This window comes from Desulfurococcus sp., assembly GCF_038881575.1.
Taxonomy (GTDB): Archaea; Thermoproteota; Thermoprotei_A; order Sulfolobales; family Desulfurococcaceae; genus Desulfurococcus.
The window spans coordinates 19,084-33,023 of record NZ_JAVZPN010000004.1 but is presented as its reverse complement, the minus strand read 5'-3'; the positions used below and the strand labels follow the sequence as shown (position 1 = coordinate 33,023).

Below are 13,940 nucleotides of genomic sequence, written 5' to 3'. Positions count from 1 at the left end.
GGCCACGTTGCAAAAGTAAAGGCAACCCTGCAGTCATACAAGAACAATCAAGCCGTGTTAGACAAGGTGAATAAGTATGCCATGGGCACACTCAATATGGATGAGTGGAATGCCAGAATAGACGCTGACTTAAACTGGATCAACACTTACAACCTTGCATGGATAAGCTACGGTCCATTTATGCTGACAAAGTTAGATACCCAGGGCCAGGTATTAGAGCTAACGGCATTCAGGGATCCAACATACCCGTTTAAGAAGGGAGACTGGTATTTTGGACAGCCGGTTGCCACTTCAATAGTATCAGTATCAATAGAGTCTCCAATACAGGGTAAGATACTGCCAGGTCAAACAGCTAACATTACTGTGAAACTATCCGGTATTCCACCATTCTCGCTGAAATACATGATCAGGGATCCCAGAGGAATAATAATAACTAGTGGAGACGGATTAAAGATAAGTGAGGATACATTCAGGGTTGTACTTGACTCGAACTTCACTAAAACACTGGCGTATGGAAGCACTTACACAGTAATACTAATTGGTTTATCGGAGGAGGTGGCCATACCCGGGATAACCCGTCAAGTCGTGAATACAGCAACGCTCTCCGAGGCTCTCTCAGCACAGTCTATAAGTGATGTATTGGCTAATGTAAAGGCGTCGGCGTTAGGACAGGTGGATATCATATTATCACAGCTGAAACAAGAAAGGGTCGTGGATCTTGAATCACTAAGGGACCAGTTGGCAACCGCTATCAGCGGTGTTACTGGGGTATTGATAGACCAGTACGTCTCGTTAATCGGCACGGCGATGGACAACATGAATAAATTATCACAGACCACGGCTTCAACGATAACTTCACAGGTTTCCTCACAAATACAGCAGATTAGATCGGATGTCACAGCTCTAAGCGAGAAGCTTGATGCTACACAGAGCACCGTGAGTAGCTTACAGACATATATAGTGGTTAACATAGTGTTAACACTGGTTGCAATAGTCTTATCAATCATAGCCCTGGTAAGAAAACCTAAGGCTTAGTTTTTTCATCTCTTCCACCCTTATTCGATTTTCATGGCCGGCTTTGACTAATGCGGCCCTGATATCGCTCCTAGCATTGCTTTTCCGATTCTTAGTCGGCTTCAGTAATAGAGATAATATAACGGCATGGGACCACCTAACTAGGGAGATGCGTAAGTATTGGTATGTAATGTATTTATAAGCCTCTGGGATTTATCAGGATTAATGGTGGTTGAATGCCGGGAGCCGGCTACTATATAGCTAGGCGTGGAGTTGTTTTACTGGTTTCCTATGTTGCAATAATTATAATAATAGCTGCCATACTGGAGCTATCAGGTTATGCAACCCAGATATACCAGGCAATAATCAATGAACTTGTAAGGGCGGATGTAGATGCATTGATAAAGGCACATCAGGGTCAAGTAGATCCAGCATACATCCAAGAGTATCGTCAAAATAGAACTATAGAGTATATGAAGCAGTATGGGCTGATAGATGAAAACGGTAATCCGATTCCCCCATATGTGAGGATGTGGAGGCTTGCATTTAATGCTTTAACATTTAACTTTGGTAAGACAAAAGAGGAATCTGTTGCTATGGTTGTCCCTACTATGCCTCCTGCAAGCATCACGTATATAATATCGGTAGTTCTACCTAGGACAATAATAGTTGTCACCGTTGGCGAATTAATAGTAGTCGCAATAGCGTTGCTGGTTGGTCCTAGAATAGCGTACAGGCACGGCACCTTCTTGGATAGGTTGGTGGTGGCCTACGCGGCTCTTACCAGTGCTATACCATTATGGTGGCTTGCAATGCTGTTTATAAGGGTTTTCGGGTACCAGCTTGGATGGTTCCCCACGAGTCTAAGAGGAGTTACCACGCCGCTTAACAACTTCTGGTCTAACCCGGCTCAGAACTTTGTAACTATACTATGGTATATAACACCGCCGCTTATAGTATTCACGGTTATCTCGCTTGGTGGATGGCTATATGGTATTAGGGCGATGGTTTTGAGGATAGTTAGAGAAGACTATGTAATGGTTGCGAAAGCAAAGGGGTTGCCTGAGAGAGATATTACAAGGAAATACGTGATGAGGCCCTCACTAGCACCAATACTGACTAATGTGATACTAGCATTGGCTGGTACCCTTGGCGGTATGATTATCACTGAGTCGGTATTCGACTGGCCTGGGATGGGAACATTGTACTATGCAGCGATAATGACGGGTGATGCTGAAACTATTGTAGCATTATTCGTAATATATGTGGGAGTCTACTTGATAGCAAGGTTTATACTTGAAATATTATATGTATTAGTAGATCCCAGGGTCCGCGCGAGGTAGGTGAGATCACGATGGCGGCTACAAGGGAGTTAACATTTAAAGACAAATTAGTTCTCAGGGTAGTGAATCCATTAAAGGGTGGTCTAAAGGAAATATGGAGTATGACAACAGGTAAGATAGCATTAATACTATTATTAATCCTAATAGTTGTCTCTGTATCAGCAGCGTTAACAATGCCTCCTGGCTTCCTGGACTCATGGCAGAGCGCGTCATTCTGGGAGGATAATCCCATCATAGTACCACCGGAATGGGTGAAATACTTTGGTGCGAAAATAGCTCCAAGCATAGTTGAGGAGAAATCGAAGCCTGATGTCACGCCTCAATGGGATCCATCAGCAGGCATACTTACATTAACATATAGGTTTGAATATACTTTAACCGACCCAGTATTTCCGCAGGACTATTATTTCGCAGTCTACGATATAAAACCCTATGGTAACGCTACCCCGACTATAACTATAAGTGTTGAACGCCCAGACGGTGTTGTAAGTGTTTTATGGGAGGAGCATATATTTATAAATAACACCAGTACCAACGCTGCATCAATTTTCAAGACGGACCCGAGGAAAATAAAGATGGATGACCTTGTCTCGGAAATATTCGTGAAATACAATATCACAGTACCCTCCAATATAATCGGAGAAAACTACATGATACAGGCAGTATCAAGCTCGTTGCTACGTGATAGAGTAGTTTCAAAGATATCGCAGCCTTCAACAGCTCTCTCGATCTTCCAGAAACCAGTTAACGTAGAGAACTGGGTAACAGCGTTGAGAAGTGAACAGAGACCCTGGCTTGAGGAAATAAACAACCTGCTAAAGAAAGTCAGCGATTCCATCAGCGATGATCCAGCCAACATATTACCGCTCATCAATAACGCTATATCTAATGTTACGTTCCTTATAAACAACCTGGATAAAATAACATTCAGCAATCTCTATGAGACGCTTCAAAACGTTTCAGCGCTCCTAAATAACGCGTATAAGTTAGCTATGAGTGAAAACTACCCCTCAGCGGTTGTAACCAATATAAATGATGCTAGAGGCAGAATAAATAAGTATCTCGACTCACTAAAGGTCACTGCCTCATTCATTAATGTAAGCCCTGAGTTCGAGATATTAACAGGGACGTATAGGTTCGAGGTGAATATTACTTATTCAGGGATTGAAACATACCCGTCTAACCCGCAGTCGCTAATAGGCTATGTAAAATTCACCGTGAAAGGCTCGGCGAAGGGAATACTTGGCACTATAAACAATGGTGCCGACTTAGCCACGCTACTATACTATGGTTTCCCGATAGCCTTACTAATAGGATTAATAGCGTCGGTGTCTTCGACACTCATAGGCGTTATAGCTGGTATTATAAGTGGATACTATGGTGGATGGATTGATGAGGTTATCCAGAGAGTAATAGATATATTGAATAACATACCATTCCTCCCATTAATGATAATTATTGGTACAGCCGCGATGAAAGTGCTTCCACCCGGCACACAGAAATCCTTCTACATAATAATGCTATATGTTACAATACTGATAATATTCAGCTGGGCTGGCCTAGCAATAGTTGTACGCTCAATGACGCTCAGTATAAAGGAGGAGCCATATATCGAGGCAGCTAAGGCTATGGGTGCATCTAATACGCGTATAATATTCTACCATATATTCCCACAGGTAATGATGTATGCTGTTGCAACCCTGGTATATAACGTCCCAAGCGCGATACTAACGGAAGCCGGGCTAAGCGTGCTAGGACTCAGGCATGGATGGCCTACATGGGGTGCTGTACTAGCTGAGGCGAGGGCAGCTGGACCAGTTGGATATGCTGCATGGTGGTGGATACTGCCGCCCGGACTATTACTATCCTTGACGTCACTAACATTCGTACTACTCGGGTTAGCAGTTGAAAAAATAGTTGAGCCACGCTTAAGGACTCTATAGCTACATTGTTTTTTACCTCTTCAATTTCTCCCTAGATGTTCACTCCAATCGCTTTATATAATTTCATGGCTGCATCTAGGAAGTTCCGCCTTGCCTACAAACCTATATAAACCTTTCCTCTAAGCATCAAAAATGTGCCAGCCCATTATTATGTGCGGGCTAACTAAACCCTCAACCCGGTTTAGGGGGTTTATCGAGGGTTTTTGTATGTCTTTTATTTTGGGGAGGAGTGTGGTATGCCATCTCCTAGATGCGGGATGTGTTCCGTTCACCTCGAAGGTGTCCATGACCTCTACGTGGAGTGGTTTGTAGCCATGGTGAAGCCCTATAATGACCTAGGGCGGGAAACGGTATTAAGCCTCCTCCCTATTAATAATCCATCCTGGTCTTCTACTATCTCTACTAGAACCTTTTCTCCAGGCTTCAGGTTTTTTCCTCTAGGTATTATGGTTACAAGATAGTCTTCACCTTCAACTACGCCTATGTACTCGCCCCTGAATAAGCCTCTACCAGCTACTTCAGCAATTACTTTCCCACCCTTCCTCACTGGTGGCTGGATTCTCCTTGAGTAATACATGCCCCATTCATTCATCGACCAGTGGAGTCTTATACCTGTCTCCTCCTCTACCTTGCTGAGCCATTTCCAGAACCCATCCCAGGATACTTCCCTTACTCCCCTGGGTTTTCTCCCCCTCTTATGCCTTATGTATTTCTGGATGGTTACGGGTGGCCAGCGTTTGCCAGCACCTATTTTAATCGCCCACTTGATAATGGATACCACGTCTTCATCGTTTAAGCCTGGTAGCCATAGTGGTGTTACATGGAGGTCTATATTCGTTTCTCTGACAATGTATTCCGCGAGCTCCATTACTCTCTTGACATCATAGTATCTTGTACCATATATTAGATGGGCTTTCTCATTGTCTACTACATCTATGCTAAGGTTTACTCTATCTAAACCCGCCTCATCTAGTTTATCTATGATATATTTGTTTAAGAGTAATCCATGGGTTTCAATGGCCACGCTCGAGACACCCGGCATCCTTTTCAACTCGCTGACTAGCTCAGTGAGCCATGGATATGTTAACACATCCCCCATAGAGTCCACCAGTACTTCTACCCCTCCACCCTTCACACTAATGGCTTTCCTCACACCATTCACTATAAGCTCGGGATCCACTATGTATTCAGCCCAGCGGTTAAGTGAATGTATTCCAGCGTCAACGCTGCAGAAAACACAGTTCTGGGGACATATAGTCGTCGGCCTTGCCTGGAGCACGTTTGTACCTCTATCTATTACTCCAAAGGCTATGTACCCATATGCCGGCATAGACCCGGGTACCCTATATATTATCCTGTTACCCGGGAACCTCCCAATAGCCTCCAGCAACCCTTCTTAACCCCGGTTATACTCCCTCTAAAATATTTAAACCTACCCTATTATTCACTAATATAGACCAAGGGGCAGGTGTTGAATTATTGAGTGAGCCAATACTCGATGTAAGGAACTTGAAAACATATTTCTATACAGCAAGAGGTATGGTAAGGGCCGTCGACGATGTATCGTTTACATTGAATAAGGGGGAGAGCCTGGGTATAGCTGGCGAGTCTGGCTGTGGTAAGAGCACGCTTGCATACTCATTGATACGTTTAGTCCCTCCACCAGGTAAGATAACCGGGGGGCAAATCATTTTCAAGGGGAAAAATGTTTTAGAGATGAGTGAGGATGAGTTCAGGAGAGAGGTTAGGTGGAAAGGTATTTCAATGGTGTTCCAGGGAGCAATGAACGCGTTAAACCCTGTTTATACAATTGGTGATCAAATAGCTGAGGTGCTAATGCTTCACCAGGGATACTCTAAGAAGGAGGCACTTGAAACAGCTGCTAAAATGCTTCAAATGGTCGGCATAGATCCGAAGAGGTTGAAGAGCTATCCGCATGAGTTAAGCGGGGGCATGAAGCAGCGTGTTGTGATAGCAATGGCGCTTGCTCTTAACCCACCAGTAGTTATAGCTGACGAGCCAACTACAGCACTCGATGTAGTAGTTCAGGCACAGATCATGAATTTATTGAAGAGACTGAAGAAGGAGCTAGGCTTATCAATAATACTTATATCCCACGACCTAAGCTTGATCGCCGAGATAGCTGATAAAATAGCTGTAATGTATGGCGGTGAAATAATAGAGTATGGCCCGAGCGAAGCTATATACAATAGGCCAATGCACCCATACACGATTGGATTACTCGGAAGCATACCTAGGCTACATGGTGAATTAAGGGATCTAACCTGGATACCCGGGTTTCCCCCTGATCTAGCTAATCCACCACCCGGGTGCAGGTTTATGCCCAGATGTCCCAAGGCATTTAATAAATGCAGTGAGAAACCCCCGTTGGTTGAGGTTGAGCCAGGCCACTACGTCAAGTGCTGGCTATACGCTAAGGGGTGATGGAGATGAGTGAGGAAAGAATATATGAGCCTAGGATAACATCTAACACCATATTATTCGCGAAAAACCTAAAGGTATACTTCCCGGTGAGAAGGGGCTTTCTAGATACACTACGTAAAAGACCCCAGTTATACGTGAAAGCAGTTGATGGAGTATCCTTCGATATAAGCAAGGGAGAAGTATTCGCATTAGTTGGTGAGTCGGGCTGTGGTAAAACAACCACGGGTAAAACCATATTGAGGCTTAATAAGCCCACGGAAGGCGAGATAGGCTATCTGCCCTCGAAGGAGGTCCTGGAGGAAGTGAAATCATATGGAAGCATCAATAATATCAGTGAATACGGTCATATAAGCCTAGCCTCACTCAATGAACACATGTTACGTCCCCTCAGAAAAGACATCCAGATGATATGGCAAGACCCGTTTGGAAGTCTTAATCCACGTAGAACCATATACGAGATCCTCGAAGAACCCCTTGCAATCCATGAGGTGGGCGTGAGCCGTGAGGACAGATACGATATAGTGGCAAAGGCGCTTGAATCGGTTAAACTGACGCCGCCAGATGAATACATGGATAGATACCCGCATATGTTGTCTGGTGGGCAAAGACAACGTGTAGTAATAGCAAGGGCGCTGATACTTAATCCCAAGTTCGTGGTGGCTGATGAACCCGTCTCAATGCTTGATGTCTCAATAAGAGCTGAGATACTCCAGTTAATGATGGAGCTTAAGAATAAACTAGGGCTGACATACCTATTCATCACCCATGACCTAGCTGTTGCGAGATATATATCTAATAGGCTCGCAGTAATGTATCTTGGACAAATAGTTGAAATAGGCGATGCCAGAAGGGTCATCGAGAATCCATTACATCCTTACACTAGGGCTCTTGTAGAAGCCATACCGGAGCCTGATCCATCGAGGAGGCTTGTCATTAGGGAGATACCTATTAAGGGTGAAGTCCCCTCACCTATAAATGTCCCAGCTGGGTGCAGGTTCCATCCAAGATGCGTTGCACTTGATGAGAAACCAGAGTTGAGAGAACACTGTATGAATAGAGAACCCCCGTTGGTTGAGGTTGAGCCAGGCCACTACGTCAAGTGCTGGCTATACGCTAGAAAGTGATATTTTTATCTTTGGTAATAGAATAGTGTAGAGGGGTGCATTCATGAATCCTGAAGAACGGGTAGGGATAATTGGCTGGGGCTCATATATACCTAGGTGGAGACTATCTCTCAGTGAAATAGCTAGGGTATGGGGATTCAATCCTAAGGAACCAGAAGAATTAAGCGTCACCGAGAAGAGCGTTGCCGGGATAGATGAAGACGCTGTCACAATGGGCTGGGAAGCCGCTGTAAACGCGTTGAGACGTGCTAGGATAGACCCGGGGAAAATCGGGGCAGTATGGTTTGGAACCGAGAGTAAGCCCTATGCTGTAAAACCCTCGGCAACGATTATAGCTGAAGCTCTAGGTATAACTCCCGAAACCATGGCGACAGACCTGGAGTTCGCGTGTAGGGCTGCAAGTGAGGCGCTGAGGATAAGTATTGGAGCTGTAGCATCTGGTTTGATAAACTATGCACTAGTAATAGGTAGTGATACAGCGCAAGCGAACCCAGGGGATGTGTTAGAGTTCACAGCCTCCTCAGCCGCTACAGCCCTTATAACAGGGCCCAGGGAGGAGTCCGCGGCATACTTCGAGGCAAGTGCAACATTCGTCACTGATACACCTGATTTCTGGCGTAGGGATCATTCACGCTACCCACTCCATGGTGAGGCGTTCACAGGTGAGCCAGCATACTTTAAACACATAGTGGGTGCCGTGAAACTACTAATGGAGAAGACCGGGCTTAAACCAGAGGACTTCGATTACGCTGTCTTCCACCAGCCAAACGGTACATTTCCGCTTAGGGTTGCAAGAATGCTTGGAATACCCAGGGAGAAAGTAATACCTGGGTTGGTCACACCGTTCATAGGTAACAGCTATAATTCATCAGCCCTCATAGGGCTCTCCCGTGTGCTTGATAAGGCTAAGCCGGGTCAAAGGATTCTCTTGGCACCATTCGGCAGTGGTGCTGGTAGCGATGCCTACAGTATCGTTGTAACTGATAGGATCACAGAGAAGCAGGGATTAGCACCCACCGTGGACGACTATATAGCGAGGAAAACATTGATAGATTACGCCCTATACGCTAGATACAGGAGGTTGATTAACAGGATAAGGTGAAAAGTGATGAAGATATCTATACCTCCATCCTGGAGAACAAGACTTGACAGATACAGGCTTAAAGCCAGTAAGTGCAGGGACTGTGGTAGAGTGGCCTACCCGGCTTCAAGTATATGCAGGTTCTGTGGGTCAAGGAATATCGAGTATATCGAGTTGATAAATGAGGAGGCCAGGTTGATCACGTGGACAATAATTTATAGCGCGATGGAGGGCTTCGAGGAGAAACGCCCCCTCATGATAGGTATACTGGAGACTATTAATAGTAAGGCACGGATAATGGCTCCCCTCACCGATGTATTACCAGAGGAGTTAAAGCCGGGTATGTTAATGGAGCCGGTTTTAAGGAGGATATCCGAGGACAGTGAAGCGGGATTAATACACTATGGTATATCATATAGACCGGTGTTAAAGCAGGTTGGAGTCTAACATAGATTTTTTACTTGAATCACTTAGGAAATCCGGGAAGCCGTTTGAATACATAAATGAATTAAAACTAAGTGAAAACCTGAGAGCACTTCTAAGGCGCCTCTACATACAGGGCAAGGAAGGCATCAGTCTCTCGGCCATTGGGTCTACAATACTTGATTTTGCAGAGGGTGATTACGAGGGATTCAATGTAGTAGGTGCTTTACAAATACCTATCGGGGTAGTAGGGGTTTTAAATCTATTCATAAATAATGAGAGAAGCGAGATCTATGTCCTTATACCATTCGTTAAAGGCAGGTTGCTTAATAGGTTGAGGGATGGTGTCCGCATCTTAGAAGGCTCTATTGTTAACATTGGTATCAAAGACCATGGGGATGTATGTAGTTCTGACGCGTATGTAACGTTCAGTGATCATAAAGGTGTATTGGATCCACTGGTTTTTACAAGACTATATAATGACTCAGCTTTCCTCGGTGCGAAGCACTCGTATATGGCCCTCATATACTATATGCTCGGCCTCGATCCATTTTCTGCAGGGATACCGGTGGCTCCAAGCGAGTATGCTATCAACGGGAACACCCTGAGATACAAGGTTATACATGGTGCACCATATACATTGCTGAATAATATAGTTACCAACGAGATCAGGGGGCTACTTAAAGTCGTTGAGAAACCCTATATATGCGCTGTGCTCCTCCTCTACTCATTAATATTCGATTTAGGGCATACTTCTCCCACTGCTAAGACTTAGGAACACCTCGTATTGTTTCTCAGCGATTTTCACAGGTAGATCACCTAAAACAATGAATTCCCAAGGTAGTTTACCACCAAATTCATATCCATTTAACACGTAACTGGTTCTAAGATATTCGTCTCCAAGGGTTTTCCTCCAAGCCGATAACCCTCCACCACGGGTTGCTACGTTGATGAATACATTGTCTAATGGCGTGCTGGATAAAGCTATATAGGCTTGTATGAATCCCCATTCTATATCATATGGTCTCGCATCTATTAACCCCCTTAACTCCCCCCTATATAAGCCGAGTATTTCCTTAAGCTTAGCTGGCTCCTCCATCCCAATCCACTGGAACATTGTATGAGGCTTCGGTATTAATGGGTTGAGTGATATTGAGAGCTCTCTGCCATGTCTCCTAGCTGAGCTGGCCAGCTTCTTCAGAGTATTGATGTCTATTCTAACCTCATCGAGGTGGGTTCCTTTCACACCATATATCATGTATAATTTAACATTGAAGCCTTGTTTCAGGATGTCCTCTATAGTATTCACTATTTCATCGTGGAGGCTCACGTACTTGAAGAACACTCTATGGAGTAATGGACTGAACGTCTCTGGTGCCAGGCTAAGAGTTCTTTGACCTATCTCTTTGATTAACTCTAATACATCGTTTCTCAGTGTAGTAAGCCTTAGTGAGGGTAGTGAGGCCTTTATTTTCTCATGTGAGATGTATTCAAGTAGTTTCACATGAGTTGGGGTTACTGGGAATGAGAGACTATATATTATCACTCTCCTCCCCCATATACTACTCGATAAACCCTCCTCTATGATCTCCTTAAGCATCATTATACTCCTCTCTCTATATGGCTGGAAAACCCTTGATTCGAGGCAGAAGCTACACCAGTACGGGCATCCCCTGCTGACCTCGAGCTTAAAGCCCCCGCCATATATCGGTTCAACCTCCGTGTTTTCCACCTGGTGAACCGGGTGAGCTGCGTCATCGAGCCTTTCAACATATTTCCTTATAATTTTCTCTCCATCATTAACTCCTGGGACGTAGACGTAGGGGAGTCCAGCTATTTCTTCCAGGAACCTTTTCTTATCCATTGTCTCAAACCATTTCAGTAACACTTTTTCCAGTGTGACCTCGGCCTCACCTATAACGAATGCATCTATTATGCCGCTGTATGGGATAGGATTCTCCATCACCGCGGGTCCCCCTGCGATGATCGGTGTATCACGTTGTTCACGTTTAACCGGTATTTTCCCAGCTATCAATAGCCTTACGAGGTTTACTATGTCTGGCTCATAGTGTAGCGTGGTTAGTATGAGGTCGAAGTATTTTAATGGAGTGTTTGTTTCAAGGCTTCTAGGGGGAGGTTCTTCACCTGTGAGTCTCGTATTAGTGAATCTCTCAGTGTATGCTTCATCCATACTGTTCGATAATTGATATATGATGTCGGGGGCTAAGCTGGAAATCATTACCCTGTATATGCTTGGATAAATATATGCTATTCTTGCCTTTACTTTAACCGGGTTTTTATATATCGTGTTCAATTCCACCCGCGTATCTCCTCCACGATATTAAGCTTTATATACCATATATACCTATACATATATCCCGGTGTAAGCATGACTGATTACTCCAGGTTCATTAGTAAGGTTGCCTCGAATATTAAGGCATCGGAGATACGTGAACTACTAGCAATAATACGAGGCAGAAAGGATGTAATAAGTTTTGCAGGAGGCATACCAGATCCAACCTTATTCCCGCGTAAAGAACTAGCAAAAATAGCTGGAATAGTCATCGAGAAATACGGTGATGATGCATTACAGTACAGTGAAACCAAGGGGATAATAGAGGTCAGGGAGACGTTAAGCGACTTCTTAGCCAAGAGGAGGGAGATACACGTCGATGCAGAGGACATAATTATAACTAGTGGGAGCCAGTCAGCCCTAGACATAGTTTCAAGGACCCTCATAGATCCAGGTGACATAGTGATAACTGAGAGCCCCTCATATCTGGCAGCACTTGGAACATTCAAGATGAATGGCGCCAAACTAATAGGTGTAAAGATAGATGAGAACGGTATGAGGACAGAGCTCCTGGAGGAAAAACTGAAGCAGCTGGGAGATGATGTGAGAAGGGTGAAATTCATATATGTTATACCGGTCGGCCAGAACCCGGCCGGCACCACTATGAATAAGGAGAGGAAGAAGCACCTCCTCGAGATAGCTTCGAAATACGATTTATTAATCCTGGAAGACGATCCCTACAGCTACATCATCTATGAGGAAGGAGCTGAAACAGCATCACTGAAGAGCATGGATAAAGAGGGTAGAGTTATATATATGAGTACTGTAAGCAAGATTCTAGCACCAGGCCTGAGGATCGGGTGGATCGCCGCTGAAAAAGAGCTTATAAGGAGGTTTGAGATAGTGAAGCAATATATAGATCTGCACTCACCCACCTTAAACCAGTTCATAGTTGCCGAGGCCATTAAAACGGGTTTAATAGACGATGTTGTCCAGAAAGCCGTGCCATACTATAGAGCCAAAAGGAACACGATGCTTGAAGCCATCAAAGAAAACTTCCCCGATTACGTCTGGTACTCTAAACCCATAGGAGGGCTCTTTATATTCGCATACGTGTACAAGAATGGATTCGATGCAGGGGTGCTCTTAGAGAAAGCGGTGAAGCAGTATAAAGTGGCATATGTACCGGGCGGTAGCTTCCACCCTGAGGGAGACGGAGTTAATAGTATGAGGCTGAACTTCAGTTACCCCACGCACGAGCAGATAAGGGAGGGAATAGCTAGGCTGGCCAAATTGATTCGTGAATCCTAGTTTTACTTCAACACTATTATGGATCCGAGTTCTTTAGGTGGTAGCAATCCAATAGTTTTCTCAATATCCCCTATCTCAATTATTTTTACAAACCTGGATAATTCATGAAGAATACTATCGGTTGCCCCAGGGTTGGTATTCCTAATGGTATTCTTGTATGTGATCACTGTTTTCTCGAGGCGATTGTTTATTGGAATCCATGTTGTAAATGAGAGCGGCGATATAACTATCTTCTGGGGGGTTAACTCCTTGAGTAATCTATAATAGATGTGGGCACCGGGCTCCGTTAACACAAGGGTATTGATTCTACTGGGTATATTGCTCACATGGCTCACAATATTTAACCCGAGATACTGGGCTAGACGGGTTGAATCCCTACAGTATAGTATCGGCTCTCCATTACTTCTCCCAGTGAATAAAGCAGTTGAGAACGCTGTTATATTGCATCCAACTATCAGGGTAACCCCCTCGGACTCGACTCCTAGTTCTATCCCATGGGCTATAAACGGCTTCACAGCTGTATATGGGTTTGCATTAAGGGACTCCTCGAAGACGTATTCCGGCTTAACTGAAACGTAGTCGGCAAGCAATCCATTGACGTTATATGCGAGTATGCCGTGACGGCTGAGCGGTGAAATAGTGATATACCTGCCTGCCACGCTTGTATTACTGCCCGAGGTCTCTATAGCCTTCACTACCCCGGATGCCCCTAGGATGATTCTCCCAGGGGGAGTAATGTTGTGATTCATTATGTTTCTCTCTATCTGTCCCACGTAGACAAAAACTGTTTTCGCCAATATGTCGCCATGCTCGACTTCTATAAATGGTAGTTCATGTAATTTCACAGTGCCATCGAAAACTATGCTACGTTGCCTCAATAAAGCCACCTACTATAAGCTTTTAATATAACTAAGGGTAATATATCACTAAGAAACCTGGATTTATACTTATTTACAAAGGTGT

General features: G+C 44.4%; 11 protein-coding genes and 1 pseudogene. 9 read left to right on the top strand and 3 right to left on the bottom strand.

Going from position 1 to position 13,940, the window contains the following annotated elements; genetic code table 11:
* The 3 genes and pseudogenes from QXV08_RS04925 to QXV08_RS04915 all read left to right on the top strand — a co-directional run.
* Positions 1 to 1,035, top strand: a pseudogene (locus QXV08_RS04925) (ABC transporter substrate-binding protein); the annotation flags it as partial.
* Positions 1,036 to 1,250: 215 nt separating this feature from the next.
* The gene (locus QXV08_RS04920; RefSeq protein WP_342785179.1) at positions 1,251 to 2,357 is read left to right on the top strand and encodes an ABC transporter permease; all 1,107 of its coding nucleotides are present in this window, start codon (positions 1,251 to 1,253) and stop codon (positions 2,355 to 2,357) included.
* 11 nt (positions 2,358 to 2,368) lie between these two features.
* Positions 2,369 to 4,300 (top strand): ABC transporter permease, encoded by a 1,932-nt coding sequence (locus tag QXV08_RS04915; protein WP_342785181.1) that lies wholly within the window; start codon positions 2,369 to 2,371, stop codon positions 4,298 to 4,300.
* Between the two features lie 325 nt (positions 4,301 to 4,625).
* Here QXV08_RS04915 and QXV08_RS04910 read toward each other — a convergent pair whose 3' ends face one another.
* Positions 4,626 to 5,690, bottom strand: coding sequence for a radical SAM protein (locus QXV08_RS04910; protein ID WP_342785183.1), 1,065 nt, complete (start codon positions 5,688 to 5,690; stop codon positions 4,626 to 4,628).
* An 89-nt stretch (positions 5,691 to 5,779) separates the two neighbouring features.
* On the opposite strand from QXV08_RS04910, the gene QXV08_RS04905 reads away from it, so the two are divergent.
* Genes QXV08_RS04905 through QXV08_RS04885 form a run of 5 tightly spaced genes read left to right on the top strand, consistent with a single transcriptional unit; the run spans position 5,780 to position 10,148 of the window.
* Positions 5,780 to 6,745 (top strand): ABC transporter ATP-binding protein, encoded by a 966-nt coding sequence (locus QXV08_RS04905; RefSeq protein ID WP_342785185.1) that lies wholly within the window; start codon positions 5,780 to 5,782, stop codon positions 6,743 to 6,745.
* 5 nt (positions 6,746 to 6,750) lie between these two features.
* Positions 6,751 to 7,869, top strand: coding sequence for an ABC transporter ATP-binding protein (locus tag QXV08_RS04900; protein ID WP_342785187.1), 1,119 nt, complete (start codon positions 6,751 to 6,753; stop codon positions 7,867 to 7,869).
* 43 nt (positions 7,870 to 7,912) lie between these two features.
* Positions 7,913 to 8,971, top strand: coding sequence for a hydroxymethylglutaryl-CoA synthase (locus QXV08_RS04895; protein ID WP_342785189.1), 1,059 nt, complete (start codon positions 7,913 to 7,915; stop codon positions 8,969 to 8,971).
* 6 nt (positions 8,972 to 8,977) lie between these two features.
* On the top strand, positions 8,978 to 9,397 hold the full coding sequence (locus QXV08_RS04890) for a Zn-ribbon domain-containing OB-fold protein (RefSeq protein WP_342785191.1): 420 nt from the start codon (positions 8,978 to 8,980) through the stop codon (positions 9,395 to 9,397).
* Complete coding sequence (locus QXV08_RS04885; RefSeq protein ID WP_342785193.1) at positions 9,387 to 10,148, top strand: 3-hydroxy-3-methylglutaryl-CoA reductase; 762 nt, start codon at positions 9,387 to 9,389, stop codon at positions 10,146 to 10,148. The genes QXV08_RS04890 and QXV08_RS04885 overlap by 11 nt, the downstream gene beginning before the upstream one ends.
* Here QXV08_RS04885 and QXV08_RS04880 read toward each other — a convergent pair.
* Positions 10,116 to 11,693: a radical SAM protein gene (locus QXV08_RS04880; RefSeq protein ID WP_342785195.1), complete on the bottom strand. Its 1,578-nt coding sequence runs from the start codon at positions 11,691 to 11,693 to the stop codon at positions 10,116 to 10,118. The genes QXV08_RS04885 and QXV08_RS04880 overlap by 33 nt on opposite strands.
* 69 nt (positions 11,694 to 11,762) lie before the next feature.
* Between QXV08_RS04880 and QXV08_RS04875 the strand changes: the two genes are divergently transcribed.
* Positions 11,763 to 12,977, top strand: coding sequence for a PLP-dependent aminotransferase family protein (locus QXV08_RS04875; RefSeq protein WP_342785197.1), 1,215 nt, complete (start codon positions 11,763 to 11,765; stop codon positions 12,975 to 12,977).
* 2 nt (positions 12,978 to 12,979) lie between these two features.
* Here the strand turns inward: QXV08_RS04875 and QXV08_RS04870 are convergent, their stop codons facing one another.
* Positions 12,980 to 13,864, bottom strand: a complete 885-nt coding sequence (locus tag QXV08_RS04870; RefSeq protein WP_342785199.1) for a hypothetical protein — start codon at positions 13,862 to 13,864, stop codon at positions 12,980 to 12,982.
* Between the last annotated feature and the right edge of the window lie 76 nt (positions 13,865 to 13,940).